Source organism: Dysgonomonas sp. UBA7710, assembly GCF_002482385.1.
Taxonomy (GTDB): Bacteria; Bacteroidota; Bacteroidia; order Bacteroidales; family Dysgonomonadaceae; genus Dysgonomonas.
Genome location: NZ_DLFW01000002.1, coordinates 103,848 through 125,261, shown reverse-complemented (window position 1 = coordinate 125,261; position 21,414 = coordinate 103,848). Strand labels below are relative to the sequence as shown.

General features: G+C 40.9%; 16 protein-coding genes and 1 pseudogene. All 17 read left to right on the top strand.

Features of this window, described 5'->3' with window-relative positions; translation table 11 throughout:
- Window positions 1-31 precede the first annotated feature (31 nt).
- The 17 genes and pseudogenes from B3317_RS00825 to B3317_RS00745 all read left to right on the top strand — a co-directional run bounded on the left by B3317_RS00825 (window position 32) and on the right by B3317_RS00745 (window position 21,286).
- The gene (locus B3317_RS00825) at window positions 32-2,038 is read left to right on the top strand and encodes an alpha amylase C-terminal domain-containing protein (protein WP_291107466.1); all 2,007 of its coding nucleotides are present in this window, start codon (window positions 32-34) and stop codon (window positions 2,036-2,038) included.
- A gap of 183 nt (window positions 2,039-2,221) precedes the next feature.
- Window positions 2,222-3,196 (top strand): type I phosphomannose isomerase catalytic subunit, encoded by a 975-nt coding sequence (locus B3317_RS00820; protein ID WP_291107463.1) that lies wholly within the window; start codon window positions 2,222-2,224, stop codon window positions 3,194-3,196.
- 83 nt (window positions 3,197-3,279) lie between these two features.
- The gene (gene hemH / locus B3317_RS00815; protein ID WP_291107460.1) at window positions 3,280-4,239 is read left to right on the top strand and encodes a ferrochelatase; all 960 of its coding nucleotides are present in this window, start codon (window positions 3,280-3,282) and stop codon (window positions 4,237-4,239) included.
- A gap of 21 nt (window positions 4,240-4,260) precedes the next feature.
- Window positions 4,261-5,415 carry a glycosyltransferase gene (locus tag B3317_RS00810; RefSeq protein WP_291107457.1) on the top strand — a complete coding sequence of 385 codons (1,155 nt, stop codon included), beginning with the start codon at window positions 4,261-4,263 and terminating at the stop codon, window positions 5,413-5,415.
- Window positions 5,416-5,591: 176 nt separating this feature from the next.
- Window positions 5,592-6,356 carry a ParA family protein gene (locus B3317_RS00805; protein ID WP_291107454.1) on the top strand — a complete coding sequence of 255 codons (765 nt, stop codon included), beginning with the start codon at window positions 5,592-5,594 and terminating at the stop codon, window positions 6,354-6,356.
- Between the two features lie 35 nt (window positions 6,357-6,391).
- Complete coding sequence (locus B3317_RS00800) at window positions 6,392-7,300, top strand: ParB/RepB/Spo0J family partition protein (RefSeq protein WP_291107452.1); 909 nt, start codon at window positions 6,392-6,394, stop codon at window positions 7,298-7,300.
- A 27-nt stretch (window positions 7,301-7,327) separates the two neighbouring features.
- Complete coding sequence (locus B3317_RS00795) at window positions 7,328-8,011, top strand: DUF5683 domain-containing protein (protein ID WP_291107450.1); 684 nt, start codon at window positions 7,328-7,330, stop codon at window positions 8,009-8,011.
- Between the two features lie 58 nt (window positions 8,012-8,069).
- Window positions 8,070-9,323, top strand: a pseudogene (locus tag B3317_RS00790) (transglycosylase SLT domain-containing protein); the annotation flags it as partial.
- A gap of 774 nt (window positions 9,324-10,097) precedes the next feature.
- Window positions 10,098-12,350, top strand: coding sequence for a RelA/SpoT family protein (locus B3317_RS00785; protein ID WP_291107444.1), 2,253 nt, complete (start codon window positions 10,098-10,100; stop codon window positions 12,348-12,350).
- 142 nt (window positions 12,351-12,492) lie between these two features.
- Window positions 12,493-12,960, top strand: a complete 468-nt coding sequence (gene rimP / locus B3317_RS00780; RefSeq protein WP_291107442.1) for a ribosome assembly cofactor RimP — start codon at window positions 12,493-12,495, stop codon at window positions 12,958-12,960.
- Between the two features lie 5 nt (window positions 12,961-12,965).
- The gene (gene nusA, locus B3317_RS00775; protein ID WP_291107439.1) at window positions 12,966-14,228 is read left to right on the top strand and encodes a transcription termination factor NusA; all 1,263 of its coding nucleotides are present in this window, start codon (window positions 12,966-12,968) and stop codon (window positions 14,226-14,228) included.
- 123 nt (window positions 14,229-14,351) lie between these two features.
- Window positions 14,352-17,252: a translation initiation factor IF-2 gene (gene infB / locus B3317_RS00770; RefSeq protein WP_291107436.1), complete on the top strand. Its 2,901-nt coding sequence runs from the start codon at window positions 14,352-14,354 to the stop codon at window positions 17,250-17,252.
- A gap of 203 nt (window positions 17,253-17,455) precedes the next feature.
- Window positions 17,456-17,974, top strand: a complete 519-nt coding sequence (locus tag B3317_RS00765) for an OmpH family outer membrane protein (protein ID WP_291107433.1) — start codon at window positions 17,456-17,458, stop codon at window positions 17,972-17,974.
- A 657-nt stretch (window positions 17,975-18,631) separates the two neighbouring features.
- Window positions 18,632-19,459: a glutamate racemase gene (murI, locus tag B3317_RS00760; protein ID WP_291107430.1), complete on the top strand. Its 828-nt coding sequence runs from the start codon at window positions 18,632-18,634 to the stop codon at window positions 19,457-19,459.
- Window positions 19,460-19,480: 21 nt separating this feature from the next.
- Entirely contained in the window at window positions 19,481-20,551 is a 1,071-nt protein-coding gene (gene dinB, locus B3317_RS00755) for a DNA polymerase IV (protein WP_291107427.1), read from the top strand.
- 79 nt (window positions 20,552-20,630) lie between these two features.
- Entirely contained in the window at window positions 20,631-20,846 is a 216-nt protein-coding gene (locus B3317_RS00750) for a hypothetical protein (RefSeq protein WP_291107424.1), read from the top strand.
- Window positions 20,843-21,286, top strand: coding sequence for a nucleoside deaminase (locus B3317_RS00745; protein ID WP_291107421.1), 444 nt, complete (start codon window positions 20,843-20,845; stop codon window positions 21,284-21,286). The genes B3317_RS00750 and B3317_RS00745 overlap by 4 nt, the downstream gene beginning before the upstream one ends.
- Window positions 21,287-21,414 lie beyond the last annotated feature (128 nt).

Here is a 21,414-nt window from a genome sequence, read left to right as displayed (position 1 = left end):
CTTATAACTCATAACTCATAATTAAAAGACCATGCTTAAACTGATAAAAAACGATCCGTGGTTAGAGCCTTATGCGGAAGCAATAGAAGGACGATACGACTATGTGTTGAAAAGAGAAGCGGCTATAACCAATAATGGGAAAATAACCCTTTCCGATTTTGCATCGGGACATCTTTATTTCGGTTTGCATAAAACTGCCCGTATGTGGATATTCAGGGAATGGGCCCCGAATGCTACGGCCATATATATGGTAGGTGATTTCAACAACTGGCAGAAACAGGATGATTATAAACTCAACCGTAAAGATGGCGGTGAATGGGAACTGAAACTGCCTTTGAGTAAAATAAAGCATGGCGACCTGTTCAAACTTATCATGTGTTGGGATGGTGGCGAAGCCGAAAGAATCCCGGCTTGGGCTACACGGGTTGTACAGGACGACTATACCAAGATATTCAGTGCACAGGTCTGGTTTCCAGAAGTACCATATGAGTTCAAGAAAAAAACATTTAAGCCAAAAACCGACCCGCTGCTGATTTACGAATGCCATATAGGTATGGCCGCTGAATCGGAAAAGGTCGGCACATACGAAGAGTTCAGGCTGAATATCCTGCCCCGCATAAAGGAAGACGGTTATAATACCATCCAGATAATGGCTATTCAGGAGCATCCATACTACGGTTCGTTCGGATACCATGTCTCCAGTTTCTTCGCAGCATCCTCCCGCTTCGGCACTCCCGACGAGTTGAAACATCTGATAGATGATGCGCACGGAATGGGTATTGCAGTCATTATGGACATCGTACATTCCCATGCCGTAAAGAATGAAGTGGAAGGTCTCGGGCGTTTCGACGGATCATACTCCCAATACTTCCACGAAGGGGACAGGCGGGAGCATCCGGCCTGGGATTCGCTGAATTTCAATTACAGTAAGGATGAAGTCATGCACTTCCTGCTTTCGAACTGTAAATACTGGCTGGAGGAATACAAGTTCGACGGATTCCGGTTCGACGGAGTAACCTCGATGCTATATTACAGCCACGGACTAGGAGATAATTTCACCGGTTATCAGGATTACTTCAATGGCAATGAGGACGGGGATGCAATCTGCTATCTCACATTAGCCAACAAACTGATACATGAAGTAAATCCCAAAGCGATTACTATAGCCGAAGAAGTTAGCGGAATGCCCGGACTAGCAGCCAAAATCAAAGACGGCGGTTACGGATTCGACTACCGTATGGCGATGAACATACCCGACTACTGGATTAAAATAATCAAAGAAAGGAAAGACGAAGACTGGCATCCGACAGGCATCTTCTGGGAATTGACCAACAGGCGGGAAGACGAAAAGACAATCTCATACGCCGAAAGCCATGACCAGGCCCTGGTAGGAGACAAAACGATAATTTTCAGACTAATAGATGCAGACATGTACTGGTATATGTCGAAGCATTACGGCAGCTCGTATCAGACAGACAGAGGTATTGCGCTGCACAAGATAATCCGTCTCGTTACAGCATCGACTATCAACGGCGGCTATCTCAATTTCATGGGAAATGAATTCGGACACCCCGAGTGGATAGACTTCCCCCGTGAAGGCAACGGATGGTCTTATAAATATGCACGCAGGCAATGGTGGCTGGCTGATAATCACGACCTCAAATATCATTACCTGGGCGACTTCGACAAAGCAATGCTCGCCCTGATTAGTGGTATTAAAGGATTCCAGAAAACGCCTGTTATCAGGTTGTGGGACAAGGACGAAGATCAGATATTGGCCTTTATGCGCGAAGATTATATATTTGTATTCAACTTTAACCCGGGCCAATCGTTTGTCGATTACGGATTTCTTGCTCCTGAAGGAAAATATAAGGTAGTATTGGATACAGATTCGCCCGCTTTCGGAGGCAATGGCCTGACTGATGACTCCATCGAGCATTTCACTGTTTCCGACGAACTATATCATAAAGATGGTAAAGGCTGGCTGAAATTATATATCCCGGCACGGACCGCATTTGTGTTAAAGAAAATAAATTAACGGATAAATAATAAACGGACTGGATAATGAAAATTACCGGTCCGTTTTTGTTCGGCACAGAGCGATTTTAATCTTTTATAAACATTCAGGGCCGTTCGCTGTTCAATAGAAGAAACGAAACGCTTCGAAATAGACAAAGTTTGATTACTTTTGTATAAGAATTTTAATATAACGTGTAATAAGATGAATTTATATCCATTAAAGTTTAAACCCATCCTTAAATCCATTATCTGGGGTGGAGATGAAATATGTAAGTTTAAAGGAATAACGCCCGAACAAGACGGCATCGGCGAAAGTTGGGAAATATCCAGTGTAAAAGGCAATGTTTCTGTCGTTGCTAACGGTGAACTGGAGAATAAAAACCTGAGCGAAATAATAGACACTTACAAAGCTCAGTTGGTAGGGAAAAAGAATTTCGAGACTTTCGGCAATACATTCCCTTTGCTTATCAAATTTATTGATGCCCGCGACAATCTTTCCATACAAGTGCATCCCGACGATGAACTGGCAAAGAAAAGACACGATTCGTTCGGCAAAACGGAAATGTGGTATGTTATAAACGCTACGCCATCGGCATTCCTGTATTCAGGTTTCGAAAAACAAATGACTCCGGAATCATACGTTAAGAGCATCGAAGACAATACATTTGTAGACTCATTAGCAAAACACGATGTAAAAGCCGGAGATGTATTCTTCCTCCCCGCAGGACGCGTACATGCTATCGGTGCCGGAACATTTATTGCAGAAATACAGCAAACATCGAATATCACATACCGTATCTACGACTACAACCGTAAAGACGCGAACGGCAACGGGCGCGAACTTCATACCGAACTGGCGAAGGACGCGATAGATTTTAAACTTTACGATAATTATAAAAACTCATATACAAGAGCGGAAAACCAACCTGTAAGGTTGGAATCGTGCCGATACTTTACGACGAATCTACTGGAGGTAACTAAAGATATTACCAGAGATTACAGTGATATCGACTCGTTTGTCGCCTATATCTGTATGGGAGGAGCTTGCAGCATCAGGGACGATAAAGGGAACGACCTGTCTGTAAAGCAAGGTGAAACAATCCTCATTCCGGCCGATACCAAAAGCGTTTCAATCAGTCCGGAAGGAAACGTATTGCTTCTCGAAACATATGTCTAAAGGCAATTGAAAATATAAAACAATAGGAATACCACATATTTTCAGACAAACGGGAATCTGTGGTATTTGTATTTAAGGAAATTATGAAGGGAGTATTATTAGTAAACACAGGTAGCCCTAAAACATGTACACGACCGGATGTGAAGTTCTTTATCAGGGCTATGCTTTCCGATCCGTACGTAATGACTGTACCCGACTGGTTCCGTCCTATTCTGGTCAACGGAATTATAATACCTTTGAGGCAATTCAGTTCTACAGCCCATTATAAGATGATCTGGGATCATACAAAGGAAGATTCGCCTCTGCTCGATCATGCTAAATCCCTGGCAAAAAAACTTGAAACCCTAACGGAGATGCCTGTCGAGGTAGCAATGAGATACGGGCAACCCTATGTACAAGTGGCACTGGAAAGACTGATGGCTAAAAACAACAGATTACATGAAGTTGTTGTATTGCCATTATTCCCACAGTATGCAGAATCTTCTTACAAAACGGTAGTTGATGAAGTAGGCAAAATCTTTTTCAAACGGCCATACCCTTTCCGGCTGAAAGTAATAGAACCTTATTTCCGGCATCCGGCATATATATCATCTCTGGCAAAAAGCATCAGGCCATACATAACCGAAGATTTCGACAAACTGATATTCACTTTCCATAGCCTGCCCCTCTCCCATGTAGAAGAAGGCTGGAAAAAAGGGAAAGAATTCGATTACGTTTATCAGACCAAAGAAACTGTCCGCCTTGTATTAAAAGAGCTGGATATGGAAATGAAAAGGACCAGACAGGTATATCATTCGGCAATGGGCAAAAAATGGCTCGGCCCCAGTCTGGACGAAGTCATAGAAGAACAGGCCGCGGAAAAGGCGAAGAAACTGCTGGTAGTAGCGCCCGGTTTTGCTGCCGACAATCTGGAAACACTATACGATATCAATATAAAAGCAAAGGAACTCTTTATTGATAAAGGAGGGGCGCAATTAACCTTTATACCCTGCCTCAACAGTGAAGACTACTGGGTAGAAAGCGTTGCCAAAATAATTTCTTAGAATAAGTAACCCGGAAGACTAATGAAACGTATATTATTTTTCAATGACAGTCTTATAATAGGCGGTACGGAGATACTGCTGGTCGACCTCCTTAATCATCTGGCGGCTAAAGCGCAAATCACCCTTCTTTTACCGGAACCATCCGATAAGGATGTATTGTTGCGCAAGGTATCACCGGCTGTTTCTATAAAATATTTATATCCGGATGGTCTTCCTCACTTTCAAAAAAAAATATGGGAGAATATAATGATTTTCTTCCCTCGCATGTTTGCCAGACAGAAAGGTATTTCCGAAAGTGAGTATGATGAAATTGTTTGTTTTAAGGAAACATTTTTCGCCCGTATTTTTGCAAAAATGAGTATTCCTAAAATACTCTGGATACACAACATCGTTTATAAAAGAAAATATGAAATCCGGTCTTTCAGGGAAAAAATCTCAGTATGGCTGAATAAGAAACAATTAAAACTCGTAGAACGGTCTTACAACAGTTTCGATAAAGTAATATGTGTGTCCGATGCCGCAAAAAATACTTATCTATCCATTTTGTATGATGGGAAAACCCCGAAGCAAGATATCAGCGTGCTATATAACGCAATTGATTTAGCCAAAGTAAAAGAAAAGGCAAAAGAACCAATCATTGATTTACCCCAAAGTGAAACCAACTTTATACTTATAACGAGAATCTCTCCCGAAAAACGGACAGACAGACTTATCAACGCCGTTATACGCCTCAAAGAAGAGGGATACAATTTTCATGTTTATATAATAGGTGATGGGATGGATAACCGGACAATGGGGGAAGAACTTATAGAAAAAGAAATAAACGGAATAATCACTCTCAAAGGCAGGATAGACAATCCTTTCCCTTATATCCTGCAATGCAAATGGTCTTTGTGTGTATCGGAACGCGAGAGTTTCTCCCTCGTCCTGCTGGAATCGATGGCACTAAAGACTCCGGTGATAACAACCGACTGCGGAGGCCCACGCGACATTATAGACGGTGGTAAATACGGCATACTGGTCGACAATAGTGCAGAAGGAGTTTACCGGGGGATGAAATCAGTATTGGATGATCCGGAACTCTCCGTTAAATACAGTGCGCATCTAGACGAAGCAGTGTCGAGATTCGATTATCAGGGATGGCTGAAAAGCGTAGAAAAATTACTGGCCATTTAAAAAATAAAGATGTCTGGATTCCAATATAATTTCGTAAACTTGCAGCAGATTATTCGCTCTTATTTATTAACAATCAGGCAGACTTTTCAACAAGATATACATTGTTACACAAATTTAACATCCACTTCCTGTTTTTTATTATTTAATTTGTCATCAAAAAATATTAATAGCTTTTTATGGGAAAAATAATCGCATTAGCCAATCAAAAAGGCGGCGTAGGAAAAACAACAACTACAATCAATCTGGCGGCATCACTGGCGGCACTCGAAAAAAAAGTATTGGTAGTCGATGCCGATCCGCAAGCCAATGCCTCTTCGGGTTTGGGCATTGATATCAAAAAAGTGAATAAGACTATCTACGAATGCCTGATTGGCACAGCCACTCCGGAAGAAGCGATCGTACCCACAGAGATAGAACGGCTTTATGTATTACCATCCCATATCAATCTGGTAGGGGCAGAACTGGAAATGCTGAATGTGGAAAACAGGGAAAAACAACTGCGGGAAGTTCTTGTTCCGCTCAAACCGGATTATGACTATATTCTGATAGACTGTTCGCCATCATTAGGATTGATAACCGTAAATGCGCTTACTGCAGCAGACTCGATTATTATACCTGTACAATGTGAATATTTTGCACTGGAAGGGATAAGCAAATTACTTAATACAATAAAAATAATTAAAAATAAACTGAACCCGGCCCTCGAAATAGAAGGTTTCCTTCTTACCATGTATGATGCACGTTTGCGTCTGGCGAACCAGATATATGAAGAAGTGAAAAGCCATTTCCAGGAACTGGTTTTCACTACTGTAATACAACGAAATGTGAAGCTTAGCGAATCACAAAGCTTTGCCCAACCTGTGCTTGTTTATGATGCCGCATCGAAAGGTTCTGTAAATCATATGCAGCTGGCACAAGAACTTATTGAGAAAAATTCTTAACTTTGCTTTCCTGATTAAATACTTAATAAATTGTTATGGCTAAGAAAATGGTGTTAGGAAGAGGGTTAGACGCCCTTATTACCATTGATGAAGTAAAAACCGAAGGCTCCTCTTCAATCAACGAAATAGAGTTATCCAAGATACAGGTAAACCCTGATCAGCCCCGACGTGTATTCGATGAAGAAGCATTGCAAGAACTGGCAGTCTCTATTCGTCAGATAGGAGTTATCCAACCCATAACATTGCGTAAGATAGACGAAGATTCATATCAGATCATAGCCGGAGAACGGCGGTATAGAGCCTCTTCAATTGCCGGATTAAGTTCTATCCCTGCATACATCCGTACAGCCGAAGATGAAACTGTAATGGAGATGGCACTGATAGAGAACATTCAGCGTGAAGACCTGAACTCCATAGAAATTGCACTGGCCTACCAGAATCTTATCGAGGCATATAATCTCACTCAGGAACGTCTCAGTGAACGCATTGGTAAAAAGAGAACAACCATAGCCAATTATCTGCGCCTGTTAAAATTACCGGCTGAGATACAAATGGGTATCAGAGACAAGAAAATAGATATGGCTCATGCACGTACTCTGGTCACACTCGAGGATGCAGCTGCACAATTGGAAGTTTACGAACTGATACTCGAAGAAGGTTTATCTGTAAGGAAAGTAGAGGAATATGTAAGGGCAATAGCCAAAGGTGAAAAACTGGAAGACTTGCTCAAAGAAGAAAAAGTAGTAGAAACAGTAAAAAAATCAGGAGTAAAAAAAGCTACTCCCGAAGAATTTGAGATACTAAAAACTCACTTATCGAAATTCTTCTCCACCAAGGTACAGCTTACCTGTAACGATAAGGGTAAAGGCAAAATAAGTATTCCGTTTAAAACAGAAGAAGAGTTGGAGAGAATAATTTCGATATTTGACCAATTGAAAAAATAAAACGAGGTATTTTCCGTAATATTATATATGAGGAGAGGTTTATTTATTTGTTTATGGTGCATATTAGAAGGGATGCTTCTTCCGTTGAATGCACAAGAACCTCAAGTTCAGGATTCCGTGCTTCGTTCAGATGGCAAACGTTTACCTGCCGATACTATAAAACCATTAATAAGCGAAAAAGCTGTGGTTTTAGTGGATTCGGTAATTACAATAAGTAAACATGAATTTAAACCCGATTCGAAAAAAGCAGTCATATATTCTGCTATTTTCCCGGGATTAGGACAATTTTACAATCGTAAGTACTGGAAGCTGCCGATTGTATATGGAGGAGCGCTCGGACTCACTTATGCCATTACATGGAATGGGCGGGTATATAATGATTACAATCAGGCTTTCCGAGATTTGGTAACAGGTTCCGGCACCAGTTATACGAATTATTTAAGACCAGGACAAACTGTCGACGACTATGGTCGCGACAGGCTACAATCAGCTCTGAAGAGCAAAAAGGATTTCTATAGAAGAAACAGGGACTTAGCCATTATTGTGGCCGTGGGGGTGTATGCGCTATGCATGATCGATGCTTATGTAGATGCGCAATTGTACGATTTTGATATGTCACCGGATCTCTCCATGAGAGTTACACCAGTATTCTGGCCACCGACATCTTATTCTAAAGCCTCGGTAGGGCTTCAATGTAGTATAAATTTTTAAACTTGCAGAAACCTCACTTTATGTGAAGTTCTGCAAATACCATAAAGGAACACTTATGCTGAAAAAACTAATAATCACAGGGCTTTTCCTATCCGGTACATTTATCGTATTTGGGCAGTCCGGTCGTAAAGAATTGTCGGCACGTGACACAATTACCGATAGGTCGATAATATATCCGGCAGACATGGAACGCAACTACGATGAACTGCTAAAAAACTGGAGTAATAATGTAAAATATGGTGATGACTGCCGTTCGAATGACGATAGTGCCGTATTGTTCAACGATTCTGTCTATATACACAGACTATATTCTTTGCCAACCAAGATGGAACTGGTTTTTAACCCGGTTGTGCGCGATTATATAGAAATGTATGCAGGCCGCCGTCGTAATCAGGTCAGCTATATGCTGGGACAGGGTAAATACTACTTCCCTCTGTTCGAACAAGCATTGGACAAAGAAGGCTTACCTCTGGAACTCAAATATCTTCCGGTAATTGAATCAGCCCTCAATCCGATAGCACGCTCCACAGTAGGTGCAACAGGCCTATGGCAATTCATGGCTCCCACAGGTAAAATGTACGATCTGGAGATAAACAGCCTTGTAGACGAACGCCGCGACCCGCTAAAATCAACAGATGCAGCAGCCAGATATCTGAAAGACTTATACGGAATCTATGGAGACTGGAATCTGGTAATCGCAGCCTATAACTGTGGTCCGGGTAATGTAAATAAGGCAATTCGCCGTAGTGGCGGGCAAACCGATTACTGGGCCATCTATCCCTATCTGCCACGGGAAACAAGGGGCTATGTTCCGGCTTTTATCGCAGCTACATATATAATGAATTATTATGATGAGCATAATATCTGTCCCACCGAATGCAAAAACCCGGCTTCGATAGACTCTTTAATGATCGATAAGAATGTTCATTTCCAACAGATTGCAGACAACCTGAACGTCTCTGTTGATGACTTACGTCAATTCAACCCACAGTTCAAGAGTGACATTATACCGGGGGATTATAAACATTATTCTTTGAACCTTCCCATCGATAAGCTTTCTTTATTTCTCGATAAGAAAGACGACATCTACACATATAAGGCCGACCAGTATCTGACTCACCGTAAAGTAGCAGGTGTGGATGCTGTGGGAGGTAACAGAGCCGCCGGTAACGCAATCACATACAGGGTAAAAAGAGGAGATACGTTAGCCCGTCTGGCCAGCCGGTATGGAGTTACATCGAGCCAGATAAAACAATGGAATAATCTTGCATCAAACAAATTAACAGTCGGAAGACGCCTGAAAATTTATAAAGCAGAAGAACAATCCGCAGAAGAATTACTGGTATCAAACAATACATCATCCGATACTACGGTCGTTTCTGTATCGGGTCTAACAAGAACTGTTTCCGTTCCGAAAGAAACTACTACTTATTACAAGATACGTAAAGGTGATACATGGGCTGGCATAGCAAAAAAGAACGGAGTATCAGTCACCGAACTAAAAGGCTGGAACCGCTCAAATAAACTAATTGCCGGGAAACAACTAAAAATACAAAAGATAGAATATGTAGAAATTCAAGAAGCTGTAAAACTTCCTGAGCCGGAACTACCGACAGTAATCATTGATTCAACCTACACTGCAGATTTGATTGACGGCTATCTAAAGAAAATTGTGCGTGACGAATCCACGCTGCCACGCGTCAGAATATCTACGACCGACTCTGACGATTCGGACAGAAAAAATGCTGATGATTCCAAAATAATTTATCACAAAGTAAAAATAGGGGAAACCATTACTCAAATAGCTGCCCGTTACAATGTCACAAAAAAAGACATTATAACATGGAACAAGCTATCCTCTAATATGGCTAAGGTAGGGCAACGCCTACTGATACTTCTTCCCGAACAAAATAATAGTGCCCAAACCAATAACGGGACCCAAGCCAATACAGACAATAAATCACTTACAGCAACGAATATGTAAGTAATTATAGAATAATCTAATGGTTAAATCAATTTTTATTATGATGCGAATAGCTCTTAATTAAAATTGATTTTACTATTTTTGTTTCCTTACTCAAAACTTATGGCAAAAGAGGATACGCATACTCAGGATGATATTTTAATCGAGCAGGAATTCAATGCTCTTATCGACGATTACCTAAAGACCAACCATAGGCGCAAAGTCGAAATTATAACAAAAGCTTTCCTTTTCGCAAAGGAGGCGCATAAAGGCGCGCGCCGTCGTTCCGGGGAACCATATATATTACATCCTATTTCAGTAGCCCGTATCGTCTGCGGCGAAATCGGACTAGGATCAACATCCATCTGCGCGGCATTGCTGCACGATGTAGTAGAGGATACAGAATACACGGTCGAAGACATGAAAGTGCTGTTTGGAGATAAAATAGCACAGATTGTAGATGGACTTACTAAAATATCGAGCGGTATGTTCGGAGAGAATGTTTCAGCTCAGGCTGAGAATTTTCGCAAGCTATTGCTCACTATGTCGGATGATATACGTGTGATACTGGTCAAAATAGCCGACCGTCTCCACAATATGCGTACATTAGGTTCTATGGCTCCTGCCAAACAGTATAAGATTGCGGGAGAGACAATGTATATATACGCTCCGCTGGCCCATCGTTTGGGCCTGTTCGCTATAAAGACAGAACTGGAAGAACTTAGCTTCAAATGGGAAAACCCCGAGGTATATAAAGATATCCAATATAAATTACAGGCAACTTATAAGATCAGGTCAGATGTTTATCAGCATTTTGCCAAACCTGTAGTTGACAAGCTTAACGAGCTCGGCTTTAAATACGAGATAAGGGCCCGCGAAAAGTCGGTTTATTCCATCTGGAACAAAATGCAGGCAAAAGGCGTTCCATTTGAAGAGATATATGATATTTTTGCAGTCCGCATCATCTTCGAAAATGAACCGGGTATAGACGAGAAGAAGCGATGTTGGGATATATATTCAGTCATAACGGACATCTACAAACTCCGCCCCGACAGAATCAGGGATTGGGTAAGCCGCCCAAAAGCAAACGGGTATCAGGCACTCCACCTCACCGTTATGGGTCCTGACGGGCAATGGATAGAAATACAGATACGCAGCCGGCGCATGGACGATATTGCTGAAAAAGGATTCGCCGCGCACTGGAAATATAAAGAAGGAAAAATAGAAGAAGATACGGAGCTGGACAAATGGCTGAAAACCATTAAAGAAATATTGGAAAGCCCGAGTCCCAATGCAATGGACTTCCTTGACACGATAAAATTAAACCTGTACTCACAGGAGATCTTTGTTTTCACTCCAAAAGGAGAAATAAGAACTTTAGCACAGGGGGCAACAGCTCTTGATTTCGCCTACGACCTGCATTCAGATATCGGAGATCATTGTATAGGCGCCAAAGTCAATCATAAACTGGTTCCTCTCAGCGAAAAACTAAATAGCGGGGACCAGGTTGAAATCCTGACGTCGAGATCGCAAGTCCCAAAATACGAATGGCTTGGCCTGGTAACAACAGCCAAAGCCCGTACAAAGATAGAATATGCCCTCAGGAAATATAAAAGAGAAATAGCCAAACAGGGAGAAGAACTTTTACTGAAAACCCTGGAAGGTACAACAGTTGAACTGACACCTGCGATTATAGACCAAATGCTGGACTATTATCAGAAACAGACTAAAGAAGACTTATACTACGCTATCGGCAACAATGACATTTCCCTTCCCCAGAAAATAGAGAAATTATTGACATTGAAGAAGCAAAACTCCGACAATGTTTTGCTCAAATATATGAAACAGGCTTTTCACGCTGTAAAGAAAGCTGATAAGGATAAAGCCGAAAAGCCGCAAGAATACGAGCAAATAAACCCTAAAAAAACATATATCCTCGAAGAAGACTCTTTTAATAAAAATTTCAGGATGCCTACCTGCTGCAACCCTATACCAGGAGACAAAGTATTCGGTTATCTGAATGACGACAATGAGGTAGATGTTCACAGCATACATTGTCCGGTAGGACTGAAACTGAAAGCCAGCCACGGAGACAGGATTGTAAATCTGGAATGGGGCAGTTATACGCAATTTCCTTTTCTTACCTCTATTATTGTTACAGGTATAGACAGGATGGGAATGCTAAATGATATAACCAAGGTTATCACTGCCGGATCATTGAATATCAAAGGAATGAACATTGAGTCTAATGATGGAGTATTCGAAGGACGGATTATTGTTTATGTACATGATGTGAACGATTTACAAACATTATGTTCCCGTATAGCTAAGATAAAAGGTGTAAAAGCAGTAAACAGAAAACAAAGTGGCGCTTAAATATTGCATCCCAGATAAGAAAAGTAAAGATGCTAACTTATTTATTATCAAAATTTGGTATAAAAAATTATTTTCACTACTTTTGTAATCGAAATAGAGGGAGAGGAGGCCGTGGCTTCCTCTTTGTTGTTCTTAAAAGCAAATGATAGATAAAGATTTTATAAAAGATGTAACGGACAAATTTTTACAGGGGACACCGATGTTTCTTGTTGATGTTACCGTCAGGCCCGGCAATATTATTGTTGTAGAAATAGACAGCGATGATAGTATCGGTATTGATGATTGTATTGCGCTCAGTCGTGACATAGAATCCAGATTAGACAGAGATGCCGAAGATTTCGAATTGGAAGTAGGTTCTGCCGGTGTTACATCTCCATTCAAAATCCCCCGTCAATATAAAAAAAATGAAGGTAACGAAGTAGAAGTACTTACAAAAGCAGGACAGAAACTTTCCGGCGTACTTAAAACTTCCGACAACAACGGATTTGTTATCACCATTACAAAAATGGTAAAGCCGGAAGGTGCAAAAAAGAAAGTGGCATTGGAAGAAGATCTTTCATTCACTTATGACGAAGTAAAATATACAAAATATTTAATACGATTTAAATAACTGTTATGGCTAAAAAAGAAGTTATTAGTATGATCGATACTTTTTCAGAATTTAAAGAACTGAAAAATATTGACAGGATGACAATGATAAGCGTTCTTGAAGATTCGTTCCGCAATGTAATAGCAAAACTCTTCGGGTCGAATGACAACTATGATGTTATCATCAATCCCGATAAAGGAGACCTTGAAATATGGCGCAACCGTACAATTGTGGAAGATGATGAGCTTGAAGATGAGAATACTCAGATTTCACTTACGGCTGCAAGAAAAATAGATGAAGATTTTGAAGTGGGCGAGGATGTAACCGACGAAGTTTTCTTCGAAGACTTTGGCCGCCGTGCTATCCTGAACCTGCGCCAGACCCTGACTTCGAAGATACTGGAACTTCAGAAAGAGGGGCTTTATAACCGTTATAAAGAAAAAATCGGGGAAATTGTATCCGGTGAAGTATATCAGATATGGAAAAAAGAGATATTACTTCTCGATGATGAAAAAGAAGAACTCCTTTTACCCAAGACAGAGCAGATACCAAGCGATTTCTTCCGCAAAGGCGAACATGTACGCGCGGTGGTAGAAAGAGTAGATAATAAAAATAATAACCCTAAGATTATTTTATCACGTACATCTCCTGTATTCCTTGAAAGACTGCTTGAGATTGAAGTACCTGAAATAAACGACGGATTGATAACAATAAAGAACATTGCCCGTATACCCGGTGAAAGAGCAAAAGTTGCAGTGGAATCATATGACGACCGCATTGATCCTGTTGGAGCCTGCGTAGGGATGAAGGGTTCGCGTATACATGGTATCGTTCGTGAGTTGCGTAACGAAAATATAGATATTATCAACTATACGCCTAACATGAGTTTATACATCCAGCGTGCCCTTAGCCCGGCTAAGATAACTTCTGTAAAACTGAATGAGGAAGAGAAACGTGCAGAAGTGCTGCTTCGCCCCGAAGAAGTTTCCCTGGCTATCGGAAAAGGAGGGTTCAACATCAAGCTGGCAAGCATGCTCACAGGTTACACCATCGACGTATACCGTGATATTGACGACTTCGACGAAGAAGATATCTATCTGGATGAGTTCCGTGATGAAATTGACGGATGGGTTATCGACCAATTGAAGAAAATCGGCTGTGTTACTGCCAAGAATGTCCTGGCAGCTGACAGGGATAAGCTTATACAAGAAGCAGACCTTGAAGAAGATACAGTGGACGAAATATTAGATATTCTGCGTGCAGAATTTGACGATGAAAGTAAATCCTGATTTGGTTATTCGCTGATTTCTTAATACTTTTGTATTCGGAGCATCCCGGCAAGATTTACCATTCATGCAAATAAGAAGAATATTTACGGGTTCACTGTCCATTTTTTGATTTAAAAAGAGAATATGTCTATAAGATTAATAAAAATATCCAAAGATTTGAATGTAGGAATCAACAGCCTGGTTGAATTCCTGCATAAAAAAGGATTTGATGTAGAATCGAATCCCAATGCAAAAGTTGACGGTGAACAACATGAATTACTTGTGAAAGAATTCGGTAATAATGCTGACCTTGAAGCTCTTCTCCGAAACCGTAAAGAAAGGGAAAAAGAGAGAGAAAGAGAGGTTCAGCCTCCTAAAGAAGTAGAGGATGTTGCTCCTAAAAGACAAGAACCTGAAGAAATTGTAACAGAAGTTCCCGAATCTTTCAAACCACATGTACAAGTTGTGGATAAAATAGATTTGGACGCACTAAACAGACCTAAAAAGACAGAGGTAAAAGAAGAAGTAGTCTCTGAACCGGAAGTAGCCGCCGTTGAGCCTGTTGCTGAAACAAAGGTAGAAACGCCTCTCCCCGAACCTACACCTGAGCCGGAACCGGAACCTGTCGTTAAAAAAGAAGAAGTAAAAGAAGAACCTGTGTTGATAGTAGAAGAAAAAGAAGAAGAGCCGAAAGTTTCCACACCGGTTGTAACACCGCCGGTAGTTGAAGAAGAAAAAGAAGAGGACGATATTTTCAGACTCAACAAAACCACAATCAAATCGAATATTGTGGTTAAAGGTTCCATTGACCTTAGCTCAATCAATGACAAGACGCGCCCTGCCAAGAAAACGAAGGCAGAGAAGAAAAAAGAGCGCCTTGAAAAAGAACAGCAAGATCAGAAAAAGGTAAAAGAAAATACCGTTCGTCTGTTGAAAAAAGAAACCGACGAAGAAGCAAAAAAACGGAAAGCAAGTAGCGATGAAGCAGAAGATGCCGCTAAGAAAAAACGCAACCGTATAAAACGAGGTAAAGTAGATATTGAAAAAGGTGTTCCTCCTCAGGCAGGAGGTGGTGGCCAGCATCATGGTGGCGGCGACCGTACCAAGCATAATCTGCGTAAACCTATCGTTAAGCAGGCTGTGAACGAAGAAGACGTTCAAAAGCAAATAAAAGAAACATTAGCCCGTCTGACCGGAAAAGGTGGAAAAAATAAAGGTGCTAAATACAGAAAAGAAAAGCGTGATGCTTTCTCCCAAAAATACCAGGAAGAACTGGAAATGCAGGAGCAGGAAAGCAAAACTCTTAAAATCACAGAATTCGTAACAGCGAATGATTTGGCAAACATGATGAATGTGCCGGTGGTAAAAGTTATTTCTACCTGTATGAGTATCGGCATCATGGTGTCCATCAATCAGCGTCTGGATGCTGAAACCATCAATATCGTAGCAGAGGAATTCGGATTTAAAACAGAATATGTAAGTGCAGAAGTGGTTGAAGCCATCAACGAAGAGGAAGATAATGCTGAAGATTTGGAACCTCGCGCACCAATCGTCACAGTAATGGGACACGTAGACCACGGTAAGACTTCATTACTCGACACCATCCGTCAGACCAACGTTATCGCCGGCGAAGCAGGTGGAATCACCCAGCATATCGGAGCATACAACGTTAAACTGAAATCGGGACGCCGGATCACATTCCTGGATACTCCCGGACACGAAGCCTTTACGGCGATGCGTGCCCGTGGTGCGAAAGTTACGGATATCGCGATTATCATTGTAGCTGCCGACGATAATGTCATGCCACAGACGGTAGAGGCAATCAATCATGCTTCTGCAGCAGGTGTACCTATTGTTTTTGCGATAAACAAAATAGATAAACCGGGTGCAAACCCTGAAAAGATAAAAGAAACCCTTGCCGGAATGAATTATCTGGTAGAGGACTGGGGTGGAAAATACCAGTCTCAGGATATTTCAGCAAAACAAGGCTTAGGTGTGGACGAATTATTGGAAAAAGTGCTTCTCGAGGCAGAATTACTTGACCTGAAAGCAAATCCTAACAGAAGAGCGACAGGTTCGGTTATAGAATCTTCCCTCGATAAAGGTAGGGGATACCTGTCCACTGTACTTGTCGAAAACGGTACTCTCAAAAAAGGAGATATAGTTCTTGCAGGAACATACTTCGGCCGTGTAAAAGCAATGTTCAATGAACGTAATGCCAGCATAGATACAGCAGCTCCCGCAGCTCCGGCTCTGGTATTAGGATTGAACGGCGCTCCACAAGCCGGGGATATATTCCATGTATTGGAAACAGAACAGGAAGCACGTGAAATTGCAACAAAACGTGAGCAGTTGCAGCGCGAACAAGGTCTCCGTACACAGAAGATACTTACACTCGACGATATAGGACGCCGGATCGCTATCGGAAACTTCCAGCAGTTGAATGTAATCGTTAAAGGTGATGTGGACGGTTCGGTAGAAGCCCTATCAGATTCCCTTATCAGATTATCGACTGAAGAAATACAGGTAAATGTGATCCATAAAGCCGTTGGTCAGATATCCGAATCGGATATTGTACTGGCTGCGGCCTCCGATGCCATTATTATCGGATTCCAGGTGCGTCCGTCACAGGCAGCCCGCAGGGCAGCGGAAAAAGACGGCGTTGAAATTCGCTTGTATTCTATTATATACGATGCTATCGAAGAGGTCAAATCCGCTATGGAAGGTATGCTTTCTCCTGAAATAAAAGAAGTTTTGACCGGATATGTGGAAGTACGCGAAGTGTTCAAGATTACAAAAGTCGGAACAGTTGCAGGATGTATGGTTAAAGAAGGTAAACTTAAAAGAGCCAACAAAATACGACTTATACGCGATGGTATTGTAATCTACTCCGGAGAACTGGGTTCTCTGAAACGTTTCAAAGACGATGTGAAGGAAGTTGCCGCCGGATACGAGTGCGGACTGAACATCCATAATTATAATGATATAAAAATAGGTGACGTAATTGAACCTTTTGAAGAAATAGAGGTAAAGAAAACATTGTAATTAAAAAATATTACATATCTTTGTACTCATTATGAAATAACCTAAGAAAAACCAATTGATAGTTGTTGACAAGCAATCTTGCCTTGAAAGTCGGTGGTACTAACCATGCCACCGAAACACACAACTATCAACAGGTTTAAAGGTTAATCAGTTTCTTCGTCAGATTATATAAGTTGTGTTACTACAAAACAGCAATTATCGTGATGAAAAAAATCATTTTAATATCAATTATTGCCCTTTCACTCCTCTTTGTGGGGAATGCTGTTGCCCAGACTGCGCAACAAATAGCCTTTGTAAATTCAAATGAACTTCTGGAAGCAATACCTGACAAGGTAGCTGCAACAAATACAATCAATGATTTGAATAAAAAGTACAAAGACGAACTGCAAGTAATGCAGAATGATTATAACAAAAAGTATTCCGATTTTATTTCATATCAGAACTCGATGGCAGACAATGTACGTCTTCGCCGTATGCAGGAGTTGTATGAACTGGAACGTCAGATAAACAACTTTATGAAAGTGGCGCAGGATGACATACTGAATCAGGAACAAATGCTAATCGCGCCTCTGCGGAAAAAAGTCAAAGATGCCATCCATCAGGTAGGAATAGAACAGGGTTTTGTCTGCATCTATGATCTTGCAAATCCGGCGATAGCATTCGTTACCCCCGATGCAACGAATGCAACGGATCTGGTAAAGCAAAAACTGGGCGTGAGGTAAAAACATATATACAAAATAATAATAATAAAATGCTTCTGTAAAAAGGAGTATTTTTTTTGTACCTACTGGTTGGATGAGTGATAATATAAATGTATTGAGAAATAGGGCAAATGCACAGAATTAATATTTTCGAAGAAGTTTATCTATGTATATAGCCAATAGCCTTTAGCTGTTAGCTTATAGCTCTTTGAAGTATTGAAATGGCCCCCTAAATCCCCCAAGGGGGATTTACAATGAGGGTAAAAAGTAATAAGTAAAAAAAGTGTTACCTTTGTTACTTTTTAACAGTTATAAGTTACTGCGCCCTGCGGGCAGTTACAAAGTACGGGTTGGCTGGCGCCCTATTTTGTTTCACGCAAAGACGCAAAGTTTTTACATCTTACCATGTTGACTGATGACTGCTAACTGTTGACTGTAAATAATGTTACCTTTGTTACCTTTTCAAAGTAGTAAGTATTGAGTAATAAGAATAAAGGGCTCCTAATTGTTAACTGATGACTGTTTACTGTTAACTGATATGTATATAACTTTCTTAGCTATTGGAGGACAGTCTCTTCCTGATAGCCAAATGGTCATAAGTGACGGGCAAAAGGATTCTTAATTATTCATCATTCATTCTTAATTATTTTTTATCTTTGAATTACTAAATCATTATATATGCTTAAAGCTGGACCTATCGGCGTGTTTGATTCAGGCTACGGAGGATTGACCATCCTTTCTGAAATACAATCGTTAATGCCTGAATACGATTATTGTTATCTCGGGGATAATTCGCGTGCCCCATACGGCTCACGTTCTTTCGATGTTGTATATGAGTTCACGAAACAGGCCGTACTGAGCCTGTTCGATATGGGTTGCAATCTGGTAATACTGGCATGCAATACGGCATCAGCAAAGGCTCTGCGTACAATACAGCAGAAAGACCTGCCTCATATAGATCCGGACAGAAGAGTATTGGGTGTTATACGCCCTACAGCCGAAATTATAGGACCCATAACCAAAAGCAGGCATGTTGGCATTTTAGGTACGACCGGAACCATACAATCCGAATCGTATCCTATTGAAATCAATAAACTTTTCCCGGATATTAAAGTATCAGGTGAAGCGTGCCCCATGTGGGTACCATTGGTTGAAAACAGAGAATATCAAAATGAAGGCGCGGATTATTTCATCAAAAAGAATCTCTCCAATATTCTTTCCAAAGACCCGCAAATAGATACACTTATACTTGGGTGCACTCACTATCCCTTGCTTTTGGATAAAATAAAGTCGTTCCTGCCGGATGGTGTAACAGCCATACCCCAAGGCGAATATATTGCCCGTAGTCTGCAAGATTATCTGTATCGCCATCCCGAAATGGACAAAGTATGCACAAAAGGCGGTGTAACAAAGTATTTCACAACAGAATCCCCTCAAAAATTTTCAGAGGCGGCGACAATATTCTTAAATAAAGATATTGAGGTAAACCGGATCACCCTCGAATAGAAAAACTTTCTACCTTTAAGCATGCGTAAGATAATCCATATCGACATGGATGCCTTCTATGCTTCAATCGAACAACGCGATAATAAAGAGTATAGAGGAAAACCTTTGGCTGTAGGATATTCGGGACCGAGGGGAGTTGTTGCTGCGGCAAGTTACGAAGCCCGGAGGTATGGCGTGCGTTCGGCGATGGCCTCTAAAACCGCATTGAGAAAATGTCCTCAATTGATATTTGTCCCCGCCCGTTTCGATGTCTATAAGTCTGTATCCCGGCAGATAATGGAAATATTCCATGAATACACCGATCTGGTTGAACCCTTGTCTCTCGATGAAGCCTTTTTGGATGTGACAGAGAATCATAAAAATATTCCATCTGCAACACAGATAGCACAGGAAATCAAACAGAAGATATTAGAAACCACCCGGCTAACAGCTTCTGCCGGAGTATCATTCAATAAATTCCTTGCAAAAATAGCTTCAGACCAGAATAAGCCGAATGGATTATTTGTAGTCAAGCCCAAAAACGCCGAACAGTTTGTTGATACATTAGCTATCGAACAATTCTTCGGAGTAGGTAAAGTCACTGCCAAACGAATGCACCAATTAGGTATAAAAAACGGATGGGATCTGAAACAACGTTCTGAAAATGAATTAGTAGCCGTCTTCGGTAAAGCAGGACATATTTATTTCCAAAATGCGAGGGCTGTAGACGACCGCCCGGTAGAATCGCAACGTATAAGAAAATCTATAAGTTCAGAAACTACTTTTGAACACGATATTGATAATCTGGAAGAGTTGTCTACAATCCTGGATGAAGTTGCCCGTGATGCATTTCACGATATTGAAAAAAAAAGATTTAAAGCACGGACAGTAACTTTAAAAATAAAGTATGCTGACTTTAAAATAATTACAAGAAGTAAAACTTTTGCTACAACTATATCGGACTATGATACCTTCTATAAAGCCGGCTTTGAACTCCTGCAAAATGTGGATTTATCACCTAAAGTAAGATTGATAGGACTTGGCCTGAAAAACAATGAAGACGAAATTGGATGGGGCGAGGCTATCCAGTTACGCATCAATTTTGAAGAGTAAAGTTAAACTACATATCCAAATGAGAATATTCTCCCGAAAATCCTTTCACATATTGGGATAAGTCCTTATTTTTGCGGTAATGAAACTAAAAAAGAAAGGGGCACATAGCAACAGAACAAAACATCTTCTTTTTTCACTCAACGAAGAAGAATATGCACTTATCTCCTCTTATATAAAAAAGTATAAGATTGCCAACCGTTCCCGCTGGTGCAGGGAAACTCTTATCGCCCATGTCCTGAAAAATCTGGATCAGGATTACCCTACGCTTTTTGGAGAAAATGAAATGCGCCGATGACTTCTATCCTCAACGACGAACACTATATGGGGCAAGCTCTGAATGAGGCGCAGATTGCTTTCGAAAAGAACGAGGTACCTATCGGTGCTGTTGTCGTTTGTCAGGGACGAATTATTGCCCGGGCACACAACCTGACAGAAACTCTCAATGATGTCACCGCGCATGCTGAAATGCAGGCTATTACAGCTGCAGCAAATTTTCTAGGGGGTAAATATCTTACAAATTGTACATTGTATGTCACGTTAGAACCTTGTCCTATGTGTGCCGGCGGACTTCTCTGGTCACAAATACCTAAAATAGTCTTTGGTGCCAAAGATGAAAAAAAAGGATACTCCCTTTTCTCCCCCAATATACTACACAACAAAACATCTGTAATATCCGGTATTCTGGAGGAAGAATGCGCCTCTCTACTAAAAGAATTCTTCAGGCAAAAAAGATAATCCGGCTTTTTCTTATAACAAAAGGAAATTCTTAACATTTATTTTGACACCTCCATGCAACATGGCACACAAATTGCGCATCTAATATATGTGAGCAATTTTATTAGAATTAATCAACCAATTTTATT

Excerpts from the sequence above, each read along its gene's own strand:
- B3317_RS00795 (WP_291107450.1), top strand. The coding sequence starts at position 7,328 with ATGAGGAGAGGTTTATTTATTTGTTTATGGTGCATATTAGAAGGGATG.
- B3317_RS00745 (WP_291107421.1), top strand. The coding sequence starts at position 20,843 with ATGACTTCTATCCTCAACGACGAACACTATATGGGGCAAGCTCTGAAT.
- rimP (WP_291107442.1), top strand. The coding sequence starts at position 12,493 with ATGATAGATAAAGATTTTATAAAAGATGTAACGGACAAATTTTTACAG.
- B3317_RS00820 (WP_291107463.1), top strand. The coding sequence starts at position 2,222 with ATGAATTTATATCCATTAAAGTTTAAACCCATCCTTAAATCCATTATC.
- hemH (WP_291107460.1), top strand. The coding sequence starts at position 3,280 with ATGAAGGGAGTATTATTAGTAAACACAGGTAGCCCTAAAACATGTACA.
- B3317_RS00800 (WP_291107452.1), top strand. The coding sequence starts at position 6,392 with ATGGCTAAGAAAATGGTGTTAGGAAGAGGGTTAGACGCCCTTATTACC.
- murI (WP_291107430.1), top strand. The coding sequence starts at position 18,632 with ATGCTTAAAGCTGGACCTATCGGCGTGTTTGATTCAGGCTACGGAGGA.
- B3317_RS00810 (WP_291107457.1), top strand. The coding sequence starts at position 4,261 with ATGAAACGTATATTATTTTTCAATGACAGTCTTATAATAGGCGGTACG.
- infB (WP_291107436.1), top strand. The coding sequence starts at position 14,352 with ATGTCTATAAGATTAATAAAAATATCCAAAGATTTGAATGTAGGAATC.
- B3317_RS00750 (WP_291107424.1), top strand. The coding sequence starts at position 20,631 with ATGAAACTAAAAAAGAAAGGGGCACATAGCAACAGAACAAAACATCTT.
- dinB (WP_291107427.1), top strand. The coding sequence starts at position 19,481 with ATGCGTAAGATAATCCATATCGACATGGATGCCTTCTATGCTTCAATC.
- B3317_RS00825 (WP_291107466.1), top strand. The coding sequence starts at position 32 with ATGCTTAAACTGATAAAAAACGATCCGTGGTTAGAGCCTTATGCGGAA.
- B3317_RS00785 (WP_291107444.1), top strand. The coding sequence starts at position 10,098 with ATGGCAAAAGAGGATACGCATACTCAGGATGATATTTTAATCGAGCAG.
- B3317_RS00765 (WP_291107433.1), top strand. The coding sequence starts at position 17,456 with ATGAAAAAAATCATTTTAATATCAATTATTGCCCTTTCACTCCTCTTT.
- B3317_RS00805 (WP_291107454.1), top strand. The coding sequence starts at position 5,592 with ATGGGAAAAATAATCGCATTAGCCAATCAAAAAGGCGGCGTAGGAAAA.
- nusA (WP_291107439.1), top strand. The coding sequence starts at position 12,966 with ATGGCTAAAAAAGAAGTTATTAGTATGATCGATACTTTTTCAGAATTT.